This is a genomic window from Candidatus Lernaella stagnicola (assembly GCA_030765525.1).
In the GTDB taxonomy this organism is placed as follows: Bacteria; Lernaellota; Lernaellaia; order Lernaellales; family Lernaellaceae; genus Lernaella; species Lernaella stagnicola.
In genome coordinates, this window is sequence record JAVCCK010000028.1 from 36791 (window position 1) to 55169 (window position 18379).

Annotated in this window: 17 protein-coding genes; 13 read left to right on the forward strand and 4 right to left on the reverse strand. The window is 61.9% G+C overall.

Annotated features, from left to right (window positions below):
• Window positions 1–3 precede the first annotated feature (3 nt).
• The 3 genes from P9L99_13520 to P9L99_13530 all read right to left on the reverse strand — a co-directional run bounded on the left by P9L99_13520 (window position 4) and on the right by P9L99_13530 (window position 3837).
• A complete protein-coding gene (locus P9L99_13520) occupies window positions 4–789 on the reverse strand; it encodes a phosphatase PAP2 family protein (protein ID MDP8224378.1) in 786 nt (261 codons plus the stop codon).
• Window positions 786–1070 carry a hypothetical protein gene (locus P9L99_13525; protein MDP8224379.1) on the reverse strand — a complete coding sequence of 95 codons (285 nt, stop codon included), beginning with the start codon at window positions 1068–1070 and terminating at the stop codon, window positions 786–788. Before P9L99_13525 ends, P9L99_13520 begins: the two co-directional genes overlap by 4 nt.
• Window positions 1071–1158: 88 nt before the next feature.
• Window positions 1159–3837, reverse strand: a complete 2679-nt coding sequence (locus tag P9L99_13530; GenBank protein MDP8224380.1) for a DnaJ domain-containing protein — start codon at window positions 3835–3837, stop codon at window positions 1159–1161.
• Window positions 3838–3974: 137 nt separating this feature from the next.
• On the opposite strand from P9L99_13530, the gene P9L99_13535 reads away from it, so the two are divergent.
• The gene (locus P9L99_13535; protein ID MDP8224381.1) at window positions 3975–4607 is read left to right on the forward strand and encodes a tetratricopeptide repeat protein; all 633 of its coding nucleotides are present in this window, start codon (window positions 3975–3977) and stop codon (window positions 4605–4607) included.
• Here the strand turns inward: P9L99_13535 and P9L99_13540 are convergent.
• Window positions 4604–5572 carry a hypothetical protein gene (locus P9L99_13540; protein MDP8224382.1) on the reverse strand — a complete coding sequence of 323 codons (969 nt, stop codon included), beginning with the start codon at window positions 5570–5572 and terminating at the stop codon, window positions 4604–4606. The genes P9L99_13535 and P9L99_13540 overlap by 4 nt on opposite strands.
• Window positions 5573–5828: 256 nt before the next feature.
• Here P9L99_13540 and P9L99_13545 point away from each other — a divergent pair, with 256 nt between their 5' ends.
• The 12 genes from P9L99_13545 to P9L99_13600 all read left to right on the forward strand — a co-directional run bounded on the left by P9L99_13545 (window position 5829) and on the right by P9L99_13600 (window position 18360).
• The gene (locus tag P9L99_13545; protein MDP8224383.1) at window positions 5829–6458 is read left to right on the forward strand and encodes a pyroglutamyl-peptidase I; all 630 of its coding nucleotides are present in this window, start codon (window positions 5829–5831) and stop codon (window positions 6456–6458) included.
• Complete coding sequence (locus tag P9L99_13550; protein MDP8224384.1) at window positions 6455–7000, forward strand: methylated-DNA--[protein]-cysteine S-methyltransferase; 546 nt, start codon at window positions 6455–6457, stop codon at window positions 6998–7000. The genes P9L99_13545 and P9L99_13550 overlap by 4 nt, the downstream gene beginning before the upstream one ends.
• A gap of 40 nt (window positions 7001–7040) precedes the next feature.
• Window positions 7041–7883, forward strand: a complete 843-nt coding sequence (locus P9L99_13555) for a sugar phosphate isomerase/epimerase family protein (GenBank protein ID MDP8224385.1) — start codon at window positions 7041–7043, stop codon at window positions 7881–7883.
• Entirely contained in the window at window positions 7880–8947 is a 1068-nt protein-coding gene (locus tag P9L99_13560; GenBank protein MDP8224386.1) for a phosphotransferase, read from the forward strand. The genes P9L99_13555 and P9L99_13560 overlap by 4 nt, the downstream gene beginning before the upstream one ends.
• On the forward strand, window positions 8944–9939 hold the full coding sequence (locus tag P9L99_13565; protein MDP8224387.1) for an NDP-sugar synthase: 996 nt from the start codon (window positions 8944–8946) through the stop codon (window positions 9937–9939). Before P9L99_13560 ends, P9L99_13565 begins: the two co-directional genes overlap by 4 nt.
• Before the next feature lie 83 nt (window positions 9940–10022).
• Window positions 10023–10910: an SGNH/GDSL hydrolase family protein gene (locus tag P9L99_13570; GenBank protein ID MDP8224388.1), complete on the forward strand. Its 888-nt coding sequence runs from the start codon at window positions 10023–10025 to the stop codon at window positions 10908–10910.
• Between the two features lie 76 nt (window positions 10911–10986).
• Window positions 10987–11553, forward strand: coding sequence for a hypothetical protein (locus P9L99_13575; protein ID MDP8224389.1), 567 nt, complete (start codon window positions 10987–10989; stop codon window positions 11551–11553).
• Between the two features lie 3 nt (window positions 11554–11556).
• Window positions 11557–12342 (forward strand): ABC transporter permease, encoded by a 786-nt coding sequence (locus P9L99_13580; GenBank protein MDP8224390.1) that lies wholly within the window; start codon window positions 11557–11559, stop codon window positions 12340–12342.
• Window positions 12343–12351: 9 nt separating this feature from the next.
• Window positions 12352–13104, forward strand: a complete 753-nt coding sequence (locus P9L99_13585) for an ATP-binding cassette domain-containing protein (GenBank protein ID MDP8224391.1) — start codon at window positions 12352–12354, stop codon at window positions 13102–13104.
• 8 nt (window positions 13105–13112) lie between these two features.
• On the forward strand, window positions 13113–14255 hold the full coding sequence (locus P9L99_13590; protein MDP8224392.1) for an MlaD family protein: 1143 nt from the start codon (window positions 13113–13115) through the stop codon (window positions 14253–14255).
• Window positions 14242–15960 (forward strand): hypothetical protein, encoded by a 1719-nt coding sequence (locus P9L99_13595; protein ID MDP8224393.1) that lies wholly within the window; start codon window positions 14242–14244, stop codon window positions 15958–15960. Before P9L99_13590 ends, P9L99_13595 begins: the two co-directional genes overlap by 14 nt.
• Window positions 15961–16572: 612 nt before the next feature.
• Window positions 16573–18360: a PKD domain-containing protein gene (locus P9L99_13600; GenBank protein MDP8224394.1), complete on the forward strand. Its 1788-nt coding sequence runs from the start codon at window positions 16573–16575 to the stop codon at window positions 18358–18360.
• Window positions 18361–18379: the final 19 nt, after the last annotated feature.

Genomic DNA, 18379 nt, shown 5'->3' on the forward strand with positions numbered 1-18379 from the left:
AGGTCAAAGCGAGGGGTCTTTTTTTTGCGGGGAGTCGCGGCGGTCCGGGTCGTAATCGGGGAGAACATCCCGCAGCTTTTCGTCCACTTTGCGCTCGATCAACGAGTCCAGACGCCTCTCCAAAACCTCGTCGATATAGTGGTCGATCGCCTGCGGCACGCGTCGCAGGTCGCGGGAGATAATATCCTGCACGCGCTGCTGGAAATAGGCGTAAAAGGTCATCAACGCCACGGCCCACCCGGCCAAAATGTCGGCGATGTAATGCTGTTTGACCATCAACGCGGAAAAGCCGATCAAGATCGTCACGCCCAATACGATCATGCCCCGGCGGCGATCAACGTGGTAGATCGTCAGCGCGGCCATCATCGACATCGCCGCGTGCATGCTCGGAAAACAATTGGCCGGCACATCCCCGGCGTACACCGTAGCCACCGCCCAGGTGGCGAAGTCGACCACCTCGAATTCGGCCCGGTTCATGATGACGGGAAAACCCCAGAAAATCAGATACGAGAACACCATCACGGTGATGTAGGACAGCGCGCAAACCCGAAAGAACTCTTTGCCGCGCACCAAAAAGAAGGGCAGCAAGAATACTGAATACAACGCCAAATAAGGGAAAATCATGAGGGGAACGAAGGGCACGTTTTCATCGGCGAAGGTGCTGAGAGAATACGCCTCGTTCGGATCGAAAAAGCTGCCGACCAGGTAGTAACCGCCCACCCACAGGCCGAATAACACCACCGCCCAGAAAGGCTCCTGATTGCGGCGTAGCCATTGGCGCCAACTCATCGCAGCCACGCTCGCCGGTACAACCAGATACGCCCAAGCGTCCAGGCAATCGGGAACACAGCCGAAACAAACACGACCTTCATCCAGGTCGGCGTCGGCACGGCCAGCAAGCCCTCCTCCAGCCACATGAAGTACAAGGCCGCGATTATGCCCATCAAATATTGGAAAATCGCGTAACGAATCGGCGCGGTAGTCCACGTGATTACCGTTCCGTCCGAATGATTTGACTTGCCTGGTTCGCGCATCCGCCCCATCTCACGGTTGGAGGATCGGATATACATTCCCGACGTTACTCGTACACTTCGCTACCGTCCCCGGCGACCTAGACTACAGCGCCGGCGGGAAAACGGCTCCGCTTTTGCGATAAGGTTAGGTGAACAATTTTTTCAAGGCGCGTTTAACGCCGCCTAAATCGATGTCTTTCTTAAACAGGTCGCCGACCCCGACCGTCTCGATTTCCGCGTCCAATTTCGCTCGCTCGCGCTCCCGTTCGGCCTGCAACCGCCGCAACTCGTTACGCGCGTCCTCGTTGCCCTTGTTGAAACGGTAAGCCATGGCGAACATCTGCCGCGCCTTATCCTTACTGCCGTAGCGCAGCATGATCTTGCCCAGGAAATAGTAAGCCTTGTCGCCCTTGGAGTTGATGCGCAGCGACCGCTCGACCGACTCCCGCGCCAACGTCGCGCGTTCCTTGGCATCGACTTTCGGGTCGTTAAACAGCGCCCAACCCAAATAAGCGTGGTACTCGGCTTCTTCCGGGAACAACTCGCAGGCTTCGGAGAAATGTTCCTGCGCGTCGTGAAAGTGGTTGCGGCGCAACGCGATCATGCCCTGATTGAACGCTCGCTCGGCGGCCAAAATCGTCGTGATGTGCCGCTCCTTTAGCTCCTGGCCCTCGCCGGTAAGCCGGCTGTCGTATTCGGCGCGTTTCTTCGGGCTCGACAATACCTCGTATGCTTCGGTAACCGCCTGAACCACCGCCTTGGCTTTCTCGCGCATGTCGGGACCCAGCTTGCTCGCCACCATGTCCGGGTGCAGGCGCTTGACCACCGCGTGATACACCATCTTCAAATCCAGCGGCTTCGCGTCCCGATCCACGTCTAATACTTCGTAATGATTGGCCCCTTCCAGCTTCAAATACTGTTCCATCGTGAAGGTGGCCAACTCGGGGTCGTCCGCGTCCGCGGCCGGCCCGCCGGTGCCGTCGATCGCCACCAATTCGCCCGCTTCGGCGGCCGGCAGCTTCGGCCCGCCGGTGCCCGGTTCGCCGTCGCCCTCTTCAAAAGCGCGCAGATCTTTCTCGATGTCCTCCAACCGTTCGGCCTCGGATATCGTCTCGAGGTCCCCGTCGTCCTCGAATGCGAAATCCAACTCGTCGGCGGGTTCGGGCGGAGCGGCGGATGGTTCGGGTGTCGGTTCGGGTTCCGGTTCGTCGTCGAACAGAATGAAATCGTCGTCGGCCGCCGGGGTCGTTTCCTCGAGCGGCAATTCGACTTCAATTTCGACCGACTCGTCGGCGGGAACGACTTCCTCGGCGCGGGCGCGGTCGTACATGCGCAGAATCAGCATGGCGAAAAGCAGCACGTAGGTCGGCCCGGCCTCCAGCGGCGAATCAGCCACCACCTCGGCGATCGTGCGGCGATCGTCGATCAGGGCGTAGACTTTCCACAGGTCTTCGTCCGCATCGAATTCGCGTTCGTCAAAGGGCATCGGTTCGTTGCGCACTACGACCTGCTCGAGCAATCCGGAAAACATCTCCGCCAACGAATCGCCGTCGTAGCTCTGCGCGATGCCGTCGTGAATCATCTGCGGCATGGGATTTTCGAATATCGTCAGGCTGTATTTGTCGAAGGGCGAGGCGTCGAAGTAATAGTCGCCGTCGAACCACTGAAACAGGCTCAGCAGCTTCTCGCGCATTTGCAGCCGCAACGCCTGATAAAGCTGCATCGGGTTGATCATTCCCATCTCAACCAACGCGCCGCCTTGCTTCTTCCCGTACGTGGCCATGTTGGCCAGCGAGAGCATCAAGTCGTCTTCGCTGATGATTCCCTGCCTCAGCAGAATTTGTCCGAGGCTCTCCTGCCGGCCTTCGCTCTCCACGTAGACCGCGCGGCCGCGGTCGAAATACACGTGCTTGTACGTGCCCTGGGAGTTCAGTTCCAGAATTCCCGTTTGGCGGGCGAAATATAGGTGCGCCATCAACTCCGGCACGCTGACGTCGGCCAGCTCGCCTTCATACGAAAACTCGTCGCTCGCCTCCGTGGCGCTGACCTTCGCGCGCGGTCGCTTCACCGGCGGGACCTCAGCCGGCGGCGCTTCGGGCGCAGCGGTTTCTTCCTCGTGCTCAGGTCGGCCCGCCGAATCTTCCAACTCGGCCAGCAGATCGGCCAGGGGATTATCCGATGCGGCGGTCGTTCGCTCGCTCTTTTCCGCCGTAATCTCTTCGTTGATCTGCGCCACTTTCGGGGAACGATCGACCAAGTCGATGTGCTCCAACTCGGCCATCGCCTTGTCGATCAGCGCATCCAAATCCGGTTCCTCGGGGGTCGCGTCGTCCGCCTCGCTGTGTACGGGCGCATCGTCGCCGAATTCCTCGTCGAGAAGTTCGGCCGGATCTTCCTCGACCGCCAAGTCCGGTTCGTCGACTTCGGGCGCGGGCCGCTTGGGCCGCGGCGGGGCGTCGGCGACGAGTTTTTCGATGTGGCGGACGATCTCGTCGATGTCGTGCGGCGCCTGAAAATACGCGTCGGCCTGCCATTGGCGTCGGGCCCGGTCGGCCATGTCGGTGCGCTTGAACAAACCGCTCAAAATAGCCACGGGCACTTCGGTGCCTTCGGGGTCGCTTTTAAGACGTTTGCACAGTTCGCCGCCCGACAATTTGGGAATCAGCAGGTTGATGATCACGGCATCGGGCTGCGTTTCGTGGAACAAGTCGAGCCCGGACAAGCCATCGGCAGCGGGCACGACATCAAAGCCCGCTTCACGGAACTTGGTCGCAAAGCGTCTCAATTCGCTGCGATTGTGGATGACGATTAGAACGGTGCTCACAAATAAAACCCTACCCTTCGGCCCTCCCCGGCGTCTCTCTGACGGTAAGAAGACGGACGAAGATTGTCAAGAAGTTTCGCGTATCTGCAGCCGCGCGGCAACTTGACAGCGCCCGCCCGCGCGCCCATTCTGCAAGTATGGTGAAGCAACGAGACAACGGCAAGAAGCCCCCGCAGTTCGACGATCTGCCCGTGCTCGAAAAGCCGCTGCCGGCCTCGCCGCTGGTGTGGCTGCGGCGCATCGTCGTGTGGTCGACCACCATCGCGCTACTCGCGTGGGCCTTTTCCTCTTGCTACAAAGTGCTGTCGCGCCGACCGGTCACCGAAGAAGAAATCAAGTCCGCCGAGGCCACTCACACGCTGCCCAAATCGACCGGTGAATACAAATATGAGGACGCGCGGCAGTTGTTCCTGGCGGGCCGGCGATTGTTACGCGCCGGGGACCTTTCGGGCTTGGAAACGATGCGCGAGGTGGTTCGGCTGTTCCCCAAATCCCCGCAGGCCTCGCAGGCCTTACTGGTGATTGCCACCACCGAACGGTATCAACTCGGGCAGCCGCAAAACGCCATGCGGACCTACAGCGATTTCCTTCGACGGCACCCGAATCACAAGGGCGCCGACCGCGCCGTGCGGGCCTTGGGTGACTTGGCTCGGGAACTAGATGTTCGGAATCCCGCCGACGGCCTGTTACGCACGGCGATCGCCAAAACGGACGAAGATTCCAAAGAGCGCGCCCGCCTCGAGAAACTCCGCAAGTCGATTCGCGATTAGGCGTCGGCCTGCTTTCTCCACAAACGCTCGATGTCCGAAACGACGTTTTCCTTAAGCTGCAGGCGTTCGTCTTTCGAACGCGCCGCGATTTTGCCGCCCGCCGCCGCCGGATGCCCGCCGCCCAGGTCGAGTTGTTCCATGATCTCGGCCATGTCGTGACCGGCTACCGCCTGCTTGATAAAAGGGTTGAGCGATATCGACAAGCGCAGGTCGTTGGTTTTGCGCCCGCCCTGCAACACCGGCATGATCTGCAGCACCGCCGCCGCCTCGGGGTAGACCGTGTACGCCAGGTTTTTGGAAAAGCGCGGTGCCACTTTCATGTCGGAAAAATCAAGCAGACAAATTTGGCCGCCGGCAATCAAACGCCCGGATTGCTTGATGGTTTCGCTGGCCCGGCGCGCGTGTTCCTGGCTGCGGTGGTACCGCTCGAGCACCGCGGGGTTGTCGGCGATCTCGTCCAGGGGCTGCGTTTGGATCATCTCGATCAGCCGCCACATGTAGCGCCGCGCCTGCTGCATATCCTCGCCGGAAAGAAAAATCGTGTTGTTGAGAATGTTCTCCGGCGTTTCGGCCAGCCAGTCGTCGATCGTCTCGTAGTCCATCGTATCGACGCGATCGGTCGCCTCCACCGTCTCGGCCATGAAGGGCGGAAACTCCACGCGGTCTTTCAAATGCTCGAAAATCACGCGCGCCGCCGACGGCGCATCGACCGCCGCCCCCTCGCCGACCGACCACTCCATCTCCGCGGCCTCTTCAATGTTGCTCGGGTGGTGATCGAACCAGGCGCGACATTCCACCGCCGGGTGCGGCAAATCGCAGACGATGTCCCGCTCGCCGATCTGGTTGCGCCGCAGGTTCTCCGGGCCCGTGAAAAAAACAAAATCAATGCCGGTCCAAAGACCGACGAGCGCTGCCGAGACAATACCGTCAAAGTCGCCGTGTGTTAAAATCTGCTCGCGCTGCATATCCACCGCCTTTCAAAACGAATGCCCCTTCTAACAAAAGGCCCCCAAACAAGAAAGCCCGGGCGGTCACCAAATGCGTCAATGGGACTCGTTTCGTGACCGGCGCGTCGCAAAAAAGCGTCGTTTCGGACTCAAATTAACGACCGATGGTGGCCGAATGCGTCCGATTTTGATGTTTTAGGGTCGTCTCCATTCCCGCCGCGTTGACCGAGCCGCCGCTCTTTGCTTTGATGGCGGATAACTTCGAGGGCTCATCATGGCGTCAACAAAGCAACTACTGGTCACCGGCTTCGGCCCCTTCGGCCACGTGCGACGCAACTCGTCGTGGGATCTGGCCCAGGGGGTCGACGGCCTCCGTGTCGGCAACGTGCGGGTCGTCGCCCGGCTGATCAAACCCGTCGTGTTCGACCGCTCGGCCGACCTGCTGCGCGAGCTTTTACGGCGCATCGAGCCCGACGCGGTGCTGTCGTTCGGAGTGGCGCCATCGAGGACCCCGCGGCTGGAACGTTACGCCCACAACCTGCGTGACGCCGCCGTCCCCGACAATGACGGCGTGCAGGAAAACGACGGGCGGCGCATCGATCCCTCATGGCCCGAGGCGCTGCGCAACACGCTGCCGTTGGAAGCGATACGCGACCGCTTGCGCGCCGCCGGTCATCGCCTGACGATCAGCAACAGCGCCGGGGGCTATGTTTGCAACGACGTCTATTTTGCGCTGCTGCAATGGCAGCAACAAAACGGGCGCCCGGCCGCCTTCGTGCACTGGCCCAACATGGAATTGGCCGACGGCCGCCGACGGCGCGACATCACGTGGGAACGCCTGGTCGCCACCCGGGACGCACTGGTCGAGGCGGTGGCCGCAACGCTTGCCGAGGAGGCGCGATGATTCGCAAGACGTGGAATGCCGAACACTATCATCACCTTCTGAAAAGCAAACTGGGCGAGATCGCGCTGATCTGGAGCGACGAATCGTTCCCCCGCGTGCTGGCGATTTTATTGCCGGGTGAGGAGCAGCGCCAGGCCGTTGCCGCCACGAGTCGCGGCCGCAAGCTCCCGCCGCTCGCCGCCCGGCTGGCCGATTACCTGGCGGGCAAGCCGGTGCGTTTCTCCCTGCGCGAGCTGGATTGGACCGGCATCAGCGAATTTCGCCGGGAGGTCATGCGAGCCTGCGTGGCGATTCGACGCGGTTCGGTCACGACCTACGGCAAACTGGCCGAGCAAGCGGGGCGAAAGAACGCGGCCCGCGCGGTGGGCGCGGCGATGGCCCGCAATCCGTTTCCGCTGGTGATACCCTGTCACCGGGTGGTGGCCTCGGACGGGCACCTGCACGGCTTCGGCGGCGGCATGGAAGCGCTGGCCTTGAAGCGCCGTCTGCTGGAGCACGAGGGGCACGTGATGCGCGACGAGTTCCACGCCATGCTACCTTGACGGTTGAACCGGGGGCCGGGGCTTGTTACAACGCCGGGCAATGGAACCTTCTATCAGCACACACCTATTCGTCTTCGATCGACTACGCCGCGAGCACCTGGCGCACGTCGCCGCGGCCGGTTTCGGCACGATCGAGTTGTGGGCCGCGGGGCATCATTTTCCGTACGAAGACGACGCGGCGGTCGCCGAGTTGCGCGGTTGGCTGGCCGACCTGCACCTGCGCGTGGGCAGCATCCATTTGCCGTTTTACGTCGATTTCGGCTCGCCGGATTTCCGCTTCATCAGTTTCGCCGCTCCCGACCAGGACGTGCGTGAGGTCATGACCGCCAAGACCAAGCGCCTGCTCGAAGTGGCCACGAGTCTCGGGTGCCGCTTTTTCGTGCTGCATCCGACCGCGACCTTCAAACGCGACGGCAGCAATCGGCGACGCCTGCACGCGGCACTGGATTGGCTCGTACCCGCCTGCGAAAAGCGCGGGCAGACCATCTTGCTGGAAAACATCATGATGCCCGAATCGCGCACGGCGCTGCTGGCTGACACCTGCCGGGCCTACGGCGAGGCGACGGGCATCTGCCTGGATACCGGCCACGCCCATATCGACGGCGGATTGCTGGTGGAACTGGCCGCCGCCGCGCCGCACCTGCGCGCCCTGCACGTCCACGACAATTTCGGCATCGACGACGATCACCTGCCGCCCGGCGAGGGCAACATCGACTGGCCCGCGACGCTTTCGACGTTGCGCATGAACGCGCCGCACGTGAACCTGTTTACCTTCGAACTGTCCGGCCCGTCCGGCGACACGCCCGACGCGACGGCCAAGCGACACGCGCGCCTGGAGAGCGTCAAGACATTTTGGCAAACCCACGCGGAGGATTTGGCATGACCGAGCAGGTAGCGACACTGGCGCGACGCGCCGTCAGCGAATTTGAACATGTGGCCCCCTACGACCTGGTCGTGCATCGCATGGGCGGCGACGCCTCCGACCGCAGCTACTACCGCGTAAGCTACGGCGCGTTCGGCCGGAAAAAAACGGCCGTGCTCATGAAGTTGGCCGACGCGGGGCCCTTCATCAAATCCGAAGAGGTGACGCTGTACCACGACGAAAGCGGCGAGCTGCCCTTCCTCAACATCCACCGCTTTCTGGAAAGCATCGGCCTGCCGGTGCCACAGGTGCTGCTCAGCAGCGTCGACGAACTCGGGGCGCTGCTCCTGGAAGACCTGGGCAACACGCTTCTGCTGGAGATTGCGCAAGGCAGCGACCACGAACGCACCGCGCGCCTGTACCGCCGGGCCATCGAGCAATTGGTGTATTTGCAGCTTGAAGGGACGCGTCAATTGGGCGAGCGCTGCGTCGCCGCCAAGCAGGCTTTCACGACCGAGTTGTTCCACTGGGAATTTCGCCATTTCCTCGAGTACGGCATCGAGGCGCGGCACGGCAAGTTGCCGGCGTCCGCCGAGCAAGAGATCGACACCCTGTTTCGGCAGTGGTCGGAACACCTGGCGGCGCTGCCGCGGGTGTTCGTACACCGCGATTACCACGCACGCAATCTGATGGTGGCGGGCGAGCGCCTGGTGGTCATCGATTTTCAAGACGCCCTGCTGGGCCCCGCGACCTACGACTTGGTTTCGCTGCTGCGCGACAGCTACATCGATTTGGGTTGGCCGCTGGTGGACGAATTGCTCGAGCACTACTTCGAAACCTGGGATAAGCGCGGCGGCGACACCCTGGATCGCGAGCGCTTCCGCACGAACTTGTGGGCCACGGCTATGCAACGCAACCTCAAGGTGGCCGGGCGTTTCGTTTTCATCGAGCGGGTGAAGCACAAATCCGGCTACGAGAAAGATATTCCGCGCACGCTGTCGTACCTGGCGGGTTATGTCGAGCGCGCGCCGGAGTTGCGGCCACTGGTCGATGCGTTGCGTCCCTACGTGCCGGAATTGGCGTGAGCGGCCCAGCCGCGATGGTGCTTGGCGCGGGCTTCGGTACGCGCCTGCAACCCCTAACCCACACCCTGGCCAAACCGGCGTGTCCCGTACTCGGCCGGCCGTTGATTGAGTTTACGCTTTCGCAACTGGCGCCGCTGAATCCGCGCACGGTCGTGGTCAATTTGCACCATTTGCCCGACACGCTGCGCGCCTGCTTGGACCCGGCCCCCTTCGGTCTGCCGATTCAAACCCTGTTCGAACCCGAAATACTCGGCACCGGCGGCGGGTTGAAGAACGCCCGCGACCGCCTCGCCGACGCCGACGTCGTGCTGTTGCTCAACGGCGACACGATTTGCGACGCCGACCTGGCCGCCCTGCTGGCCGCGCACCGCAAGAGCGACGCCCTGGCCACGCTGCTGCTGCTCGACGATCCCCGCACGGCCAAGTACGGCGCGGTGGAAGTCGACGACGGCAGCGCCATCGTCGATTTCGCCGAATTGCGCGGGCAACGTGGCGTACGCCGCGGTCTGTTCGTCGGCGCGCACGCCCTCTCGCCGCGTCTGTTCGACTTTTTGCCGAACGACGACGTTTTCTGCATCGTTCGCCACGCTTACGTCCCCTTGTTGGAAAGCCGCCCCGGCGCGGTCCGGGCGCATTTTGCCGGCGCGCGTTTTTTCGATCTGGGTACACCCTACGACTACCTGCTGGGGCAATGGGCGCTGCTGGACGACCCCGGCGGTTTCACCTTCGCGTTGAACGGCGTGCGTGAATCGTCCGCCCAGGTATGGAGCGAGAAGCCGCCGCGCGTCACACGCCCGCCGGTGTGGATCGCCCCCGACGCGCTTGTAGACGACGAGGCCGTTTTGGGGCCCTACGTGATCGTAGGCCACGGCGCGCACGTTGGTCCCGCCGCCCGTCTGCATCACTGCATCGTATGGCCCGGCGCGTCGGTCGATCGTGAACTGGACCAGGCGATCATCACACCGGCCGGCGAGCACGCGGTGGGTTACTGAGCGCAATTGAAAAGATCGCGTCCCTTTGCCATTCTGGCCCCATGACAAGCCAAGCAAGATCACGACTGCTTCGAGCGTTCGCCGTGTTGCTGGGATTGGTCGCCGCCGCGGCGCTGATCGAATTGGGATTGCGCCTGGCGTCGGTGACGATCACGGTGACCGTGCGCCCGCCTGACAACGAGGTGCAAACCCATTTCGACGATTTGATTGTCTGCGCGGGTGACAGCCACACGGCCGGGCAAGGCGCGCCACGCGGCCTGGGATACCCCGAACAGCTCGAGGCCTTGCTTAACGAATCACGGGGCGGACGTATCACGCGGGTGATTAACCTGGGGCTCGGCGGCCAGAACAGTTCCGAAGCCGCCGATAGCGTGCTCGCGTTTCTCGAACACACGCCGCGAGCGCCGGTTGCCATCATCTTCAACGCGGGTAAAAACAACGACCACAACCTGCGCCGGGCGCGCATCGCGCCGGAACTGGTGCACGAAGGTGATTATCGCGATTGGGCGCGCTATCTGCTTTCGGAAAGCCGGGCGTTTCGACTCAGCCAGATCACAGTGCGCCGGCTTGAAGGCCTGGCGCGCGAGGAGCGCAACACGGAAACGCTTGAATATGAGGACATGCTCTACGTGGACGGCCCGGGCGAAATCGCCATGATGCGGCGCTGGATTGAAATGGACCTGGACGCGCTGGCCGCGCGGACGTCGTGTCCGGTGGTGCTGCTCAATTACTGGACGCCGGTATCGTGGGTTGACGAAACTTTCGCCGCGGCGGCGACGCGGCCGCGCTTCCACTTCTGCGACGCCCGCGCTTTCGGCACCGACTTCTCTCTGGAATTCATCGCCACGGCGGACATCACCGAGAAGCACCTGGGCGGCCACCCGAACGAGCGCGGCTACGCGGTGTTGGCCGAGTTGGTCGGCAAGCTGCTGCGCGAGGAAATCCTGCCCGCTGCGGCGCCGGGAATTTAGTTTGACGTTAATCCGTGCCGTTAGGTATCTTGGAGTGAGATATCCGCCAGCGTACAACTCGAATGGGAGGGCCGCTATGCCATTTCGCGGTGCAGTCTGCGCATTGATCGCGCTGCTTCTGGTCGCCGGTCTACCGGCCTGCGGCGGCAAGGCAAGGCCGGTCATCGACCCCATGGAATCCGCCCGCGATGGCGTGCCCAGCCAAGTGATCGCCGCCGAAGGCGTGCGCTTCACGACGGGCGCCCTGCCCTTTGGCTGGCGCAAATTGCTGCGTGGCGAAGCGAAGGCCGGTTTTCTCAACGAAGTGCACGGCCAAGCGATTATGGTCAACGTCGTCTACGCGCCCAATCGCAATGCGGGTTTGGTCGCGTTGCGCAATCACCTGCTGTTCGACCTGGCCGAGCGCCGCATCCACGAGCACGAGATGATCGAGGTCGACCACCGGCAGGCGTTGTGGACGGTGGCCCGCGGGCGGCTCGACGGCGCCGCGGTGCAACTAGCGCTCGTCGTGGTGCGCATCGATGACTGGGTGTACGACTTCGCCTACGTAAGCACGCCGGAGAATTTCGACGTGTGCCTTGGCGATTTTCGCGGAATGCTTAACGGCTTCCATCAAAGCCGCGCCTACGATCAACCGGAGTAGTCCGTGAAAACCACTGACTTCCTACAACGCACCGGCCATAAGGTGGCAGACGCCATGGCGGGATTCGGCCGCGTCATCTCGCTAGGCGGCCAGACGATTGTGCAGTCGGTGAAACCGCCCTATGAGATCAGCGAGATTTTCCGGCAGGTCCAGCTATTGGGCGTCGAATCCATTTCGATCGCCCTGCTGACGGCCTTTTTCACGGGCATGGTGTTCGCGCTGCAATTCGCGGTGGGCTTGGACCGTTTCGGCGGCAAGGAATACGTGTCGGTGGTAACGGGTATCGCCTTTTTGCGCGAACTCGGGCCGGTGTTGTGCTCGGTCGTGGTGGGCAGCCGTGTGGGCTCGGGCATCGCGGCGGAGCTGGGCTCCATGGCGGTCACCGAGCAGATCGACGCCATCCGGGCCCTGGGCTCCAATCCGGTCAAGAAGCTGGTCGTGCCGCGCATGTGGGCCATGCTGATCGCCCTGCCCTCCCTGGCGATGCTGGCCGACGTCGTGGGCATCGCCGGCGGCATGGTGGTGGGCGTGACGGAAGTGGGGCTATCGGCCCAAACCTATCTGAGCGATACGATCGACGGCGTGGGAGTGGTCGACTTGATCACCGGTCTGATCAAAACTTATTTCTTCGCCGTGGGCATCGTGCTGATCGCGTGCCACAACGGCATGACGGCGTACGGTGGCACCGAAGGTGTCGGGCAGGCCACGACGAAGACGGTGGTGGGCGGATTGATTTACCTTTTTCTGGCGGACTTCTTCTTGACGCGCGCCATGATTCCGTTCGGGTAAGGGGAGCAGATGGCCAAAGGCGACACGCTGATCCGCTTCGAACACGTCGAAAAGTCTTTCGGCCCGAAGGTCATTTACGACGACCTCACCATCGACGTGAAGGAAGGCGAGAACCTGGTGATCATCGGCGGCTCGGGTACGGGCAAGTCGGTGCTGCTTAAGATTCTCATCGGCCTGTTGACGCCCGAGGCGGGCCACGTCTGGTTCGGCGACCGGGAAATCACCGCCATGGGCGAAGACGAACTGATCAAGGTGCGGGCCGACATCGCCTACGTGTTTCAACAGGCCGCGCTCTTTGATTCGATGACCGTGGCCGACAACATCGCCTATCCGCTGCGCGCCCATTTGAATCTGACCCACGACGAGTTGTGGGACAAAGTGCAACTCAACCTGGATCGCGTCGGCCTGCCGGGCTCGGCGCACCTGATGCCCTCGGAACTGTCGGGCGGCATGCGCAAACGCATCGGCCTGGCGCGGGCCATTGCGCTGGAGCCGCGGGTGATTCTCTGGGACGAGCCGACGACCGGCCTGGATCCGTCCAACACGCGGCGCATCAGCGAGTTGATTCTGAAAATGCAGGAAGACCTGAGCGTCACGAGCTTGGTGGTCACCCACGACATGAGTAGCGCCATGCTGGTCGCCGATCGCATCGCGCTGCTGCACGATTTGCGTATCCATCAGGTGATTGCGAAAGCGGATATCAAAAACGAGCCGGAGGGTTCGCTTATTCGAGATTTCATCGAAGGGAATCTCGACTTGTAGGAGGCGTTATGGCGCTGAGCAAATCGAACGAAATAAAAGTCGGCCTATTCGCCTTGATTACGTTGGGGGCGTTTCTTGCCTCGATCATCGTGCTGACCAGCAAGACGAGTCTGTTTCGCTCCACGATCACGCTGGAGACGAGTTTCAAAGACATCGCCGGATTGATCAACGGCAGCGAAGTGCGGCTGTCTGGCGTCACCGTGGGTTTCGTCAAGGACATCCGCTTCTCCCCCGAAGAGGGCGACCCGACGGTGTTCGTGGATTTCTCCATCGACGACCGCGGCATGGACCGCGTCAACAAAGACGGTGTGGCGACAATTTCCTCCCTGGGTCTGCTGGGTAAAAAGTACCTGGAGGTCGTGCCGGGCGACATCTCCGCAGGCCTGGTGGAGGACGGCGACTTCCTCAAGGGCATCGATCCGGCGTCGATGGCCGAGGCGTTGGACAAGGCGGGCGTCGTGCTCGACAACATCGGCGAGACTTCCGCGCACCTGAAAACGCTGTTCGCCTCCATCGCCGGCGAGGGCGACGCGCAGACGGAACTGTCGCGTACCATCGCCAACATTCGGCGCATCACCAGCGAGGTGGAGAGTGGCAAAGGCGTGCTGCACGAGTTGATTTACAGCCCGGCCAAGGCCGAGATTCTCAACGACCTGAAGGCGACGGTGGCCAATATCCGCACGATCAGCAAGCGCATCGAGGAAGGCCCCGGCAACGTGCATGAGATCATTTACGGCGAGCAGATCAAGGTGTTCCTGGACGACCTGCGGCAAACCAGCGAGGTGCTGCGGGCGGTGATCACCGACGTGCGCGACGAGAGCGGGGTCATCCACGGGCTGATTTACGACGAAGACAAAGCGCAAATGCTGGAAGACTTGAAGAAGTCGGCCGCCAACCTGGCCAAAATCAGCGAACGGATCGAACGCGGCGAAGGCACGCTGGGCGGGCTGCTGATCGACCCGACCATTTACGAAGATTTGAAGAAACTTACCGGCGAGGTCGAGCGCAACCGCGTCTTGAAGACCTATATTAGATACGTGGTACAAAAGCGTGAAGCGGATCTGGAGGAAAGCCTGGAACCGCCCAAAACGCCGGTGATCGAGCAACCCGAAGAAGACACGGACACGCCGCAAACGGATGAGCCAAACTAAGACGCCACAACCGGGATACGAACAACTCCTGCAACCGCGCTTGTTGTCGATCCACAACAGCTTCTATCGCGGCAAAACCGCCGACCGCCTAAAGGTGTATTTCTTCGGTGGGCTGACGGTGCTTTTCTGGATCGGCCTGCTCGTGGCGGGCATTTTCCTGATCGGCCGCCTCGCCGCCGAAGAGCCTTTCGGTTCGATCCTGGTGCACAAGCTGCTGGGTTTTCTGTTCATGATTTTCTTCGCGGTGCTGGTCTTCTCCAACATCGTGACGAGCCTCAGCAACCTGTTCCTGGCCGACGACCTGTACCTGCTGGTCAGCGCGCCGGTGAAGATCGACCGCCTCTTTCTCTCGCGCAGCCTGACCGCGGGCCTGCAATCGGGTTGGATGGTGATGCTTTTTGCCCTGCCCATTTGGCTCTCGGCGGGGATCGTGTTCAACAGCCCGATGTGGTTCTACCCGTGGATGGTCATGATCATGGCCATCTTCCTGCTGCTGCCCGCGGCGATCGGCTCGCTGGTGACGATGATACTCGTCCGCGCCTTTCCGGCCCGCAAAACCCAGGACATCCTGGTCATCCTCTCCATCGGCCTGGTGATCGCGTTCTACTTCCTCGTGCGCTTCATGCGGCCCGAGCAACTGTTCAATCCCGACCTCTTCCACGGTTTCGCCGAGTACTTCGCCACCTTGCAGGCGCCCGATTCGCCGCTGCTTCCCGCGGTGTGGGCCACCGAAGCGCTGTGGGCCGGGCTCAAGGGCACGATCGACGGCAACACCGTGCTGCTGACCGCCTACGGCTTGTTTTCCGGCCTCGGCGGATTGGCGGTCGCAGCCTGGCTGGCCGAGAAGTGGTATCTCGACGCCTTCAGCAAAGCGCAGGAGGGCCGCAAGGCGCGTTTGACGATTTCGATGTCGTCGAATCGTTTTTTCCACGCGCTCACGCTCTTCGTCCGGCCGCTGCGGCGAATGATCATCATCAAGGATTTGAAATCCTTCTTCCGCGAAACGACGCAGTGGACCCAACTGCTTCTGCTGCTGGCGCTGTGCGTGGTGTACCTGTTCAACTTCAAGGTGCTGCCGCTCGAGCGCTTCGGCCTGACCTTCTACCACCGCAGCCTGATTACCTTCGTGAACCTGGTGCTGGCGGGCTTCGTCCTTTCGGCGGTCAGCGTGCGCTTCGTGCTGCCGGCCATTTCCACCGAGGGACGCGCCTTTTGGATTCTGCGTGCTGCCCCGGTGCGCATGCGCGACGTGGTGCTGGCGAAGTTCGCGATGATGGCCCCGCCGATCGTCGTGATCGGGCAGTTGCTCGTGGTGATCAGCAACTACTTTTTGGGCACGCACACCTTCTTGATGGTCTACACATCGGTGCTGATGCTTTTCGTCTCGGTGGGCATCACGTCGATGGCCATCGGCGTCGGGGCGGTCATGCCCGCGTTCAACGAGCGCAACATTGCGCGCATGGCCACGGGTGCCAGTTCGATCGTCTACATGGTCTCTGCGATGTTTTTCATTCTTTTGATGGTCGCCCTCTCCTTTTACCCGGGCAAAAGCGCTCTGTTCGCGATCATCTCCAACCGCGCCTTGAACCAAACCGAGTGGATTCTCTCCGCCGCCGCTTCCTTCATTGCCCTATCCGCCTTCGTCACCGCCGTCTGGGTGCCGCTGCGCCTGGGCATCCGCGCCCTAGAAACCCGCGAAGGCTAAACCCCAGGCAGTGCCTGGACCGGACCTTGTCCGGGGAAAAACCCAGGGACATGGTCTTGTTACGTGTCCCGGTTTTCCAGGCTGAGCCTGGACCGGGATGGTTTCGTCTGGATCCCCGCCTGCGCGGGGATGACGGCGTTGACGAAAGAAGGATTGTCGGCACCACGGACGCCACCGCTTTTGCATCCTTTCGTCCCGTCATTCCCGCGTAGGCGGGAAACCAGGAAACAAATGGAAAAACCCAGGGACATGGTCTTGTTACGTGGGCTCGCCGCCTCTACGAGCTTCACACCAAACCGTAGGAATGCCGGGGTGCCATAGTCTCACCGCCGATGGCGGTGAGACTATGGCACCCTTCAATCAACATCTGCGGCCGGAATCCAAACACAGTCCCGTAGGGGCGCAATCTATACAATTTATCAGTCGAAACGCAATTGTCCCGCCGTGAAGGGGCGAACACAAACGTAACCCCCGGCGGCGATGAGTCTTTCCTCCCCAAGCCAGCGTGAATACCCCGTTGAATCGGCATCGCTCGGCGGTCGATAATAGGGCGCAACCGAAACAGGCGGTTTCGCCGCCGACATAAGAAAACCAAACGGGGAGGAGACCACCATGAAGCGCCGCCATCACGATGCCCACCGGACGCCGAAAAACATCTCACGTTACCGGAAGTGGACGATCCGGCTGATGATCGGCTGCCTGCTGGCGCTTTTCGCCGCCCCGGCGGCAGCGGATGTGGGCTCGTGGGAATTGCTGAATCAATACGGGATTACGTATAGCAACTCGGCGTTGGTGCGCTTGTCGGCGCCGAGCGCGGATTACCTCTATACCGCAAGCGTTCATCAGGATGGAGCGGAATCGGCCCAACTGATGCACCTTTCGACCGACGGTGGCTACACCTGGGATACGTTGGTGCGCGTGGTGGCCGACCCCGGCTTTTGCGGCATGTTCAAGTTCGTCCACATGATTCTCGACGTACAGTTCGTTAGCGAAACCTACGGCATCCGCGGCGGCTTCGGCGCCAAAGACGCCTGTTTCGACGCCCTGCCCGAACCGCTCTGCCTGGCCTGCATATTCCTCAACGGCACCGAAGCGCACGTGACCGAAGACGGCGGGGAAACCTGGCAGCCGGCCGTTCTTCACGACGCGCCGCTCAACGGCTCGATCAACGTGATCCACATGCTCGACGAAGCGGTGGGCTACGCCGGCGGGCAATACGGCACCTTCCTGGTCACATCCGACGGCGGTCGGAACTGGACGCACCTGGGCAATCCGGACACATCCTCGGACGAGTGGGAAGTCCGCGTGCACGACATTTTCTTCCTCGACGATCAAACCGGCTACATCGGCACCGGTTTTTACGACGACGACCTCGCGCCGCCGATCTTGACCGAGGCGACGCAGCCCCAGCAGGTCGTGGAGTGGGCGATTCACCGCACGCGCATGGAACGCGACGCGCGCTACCGCATGGCCTATGGGCTGGCTCATCCAGATAACGGCCCGAAGGGCGCGTACGGCAAAATCATGAAAACGACGGACGGTGGTCAAAGCTGGACGGTGCTGCACCAAGACGACGCCCGGGCGTTCTACAATGTCCTTTTCCTCGACGAGGATAACGGTTTCGCGATCGGCGAATCGTACAAAGGATTCGTTTCCCCCTTGTACGTGCTGCTGCGCACCCGCGACGGCGGCGCGACATGGCAGGAAGTGAACCTGCCGCCGTGGCAATCGATTTCGGGGTTAATCGACGAGTACTGGATGTATGACATCAATTTCGTGAGCGATCACCTGGGCTTCGTGATCGCCGACGGTCCATCGTTCCCGCTGGCGCGGACGATCGTGTTTTACACCGAGGACGGCGGTGACACGTGGCAGGTGGATCCCTTTAATGAAGGCACGTACGCTCCGCTCGACATCGAGTTCGTCGGACGTGACGCCTGGGTGGTCGGTCAGGCTTTCATGACGATGAAATACACGGGCATCAACACTGCGCCCGTGGCCGAGGCCGGGCCGGACCAGGAAGTGGAAGTCGGCGCGGTCGTGCAACTGGACGGCAGCGCCTCCTACGACCTGGAAGGCGATCCGCTGACCTACGCCTGGACGCAGGTCGGCGGCGAGTCGGCGGCGCTGGACGACCCTGCGGCTGTCGCGCCGGTGTTCACGGCCAGTCAGGTTGGGGAGTACGAGTTCGAATTAGTCGTCAGTGATTTCGAGTTCGCCGGCGAGCCCGACCGCGTGACGATCCTCGCCGTGGAAACGGCGGACGACGACACAACCCCCGGCGACGACGACACCGCGCCCGCCGATGATGACAGCGACGCGACGGACGACGATGATGACGCCGCGCCCGGCGCTTCGTCGAACGATGATGACGACGATACGGGCGCCTGCGGCTGCTGACCTGATTGCGTGATTTGAG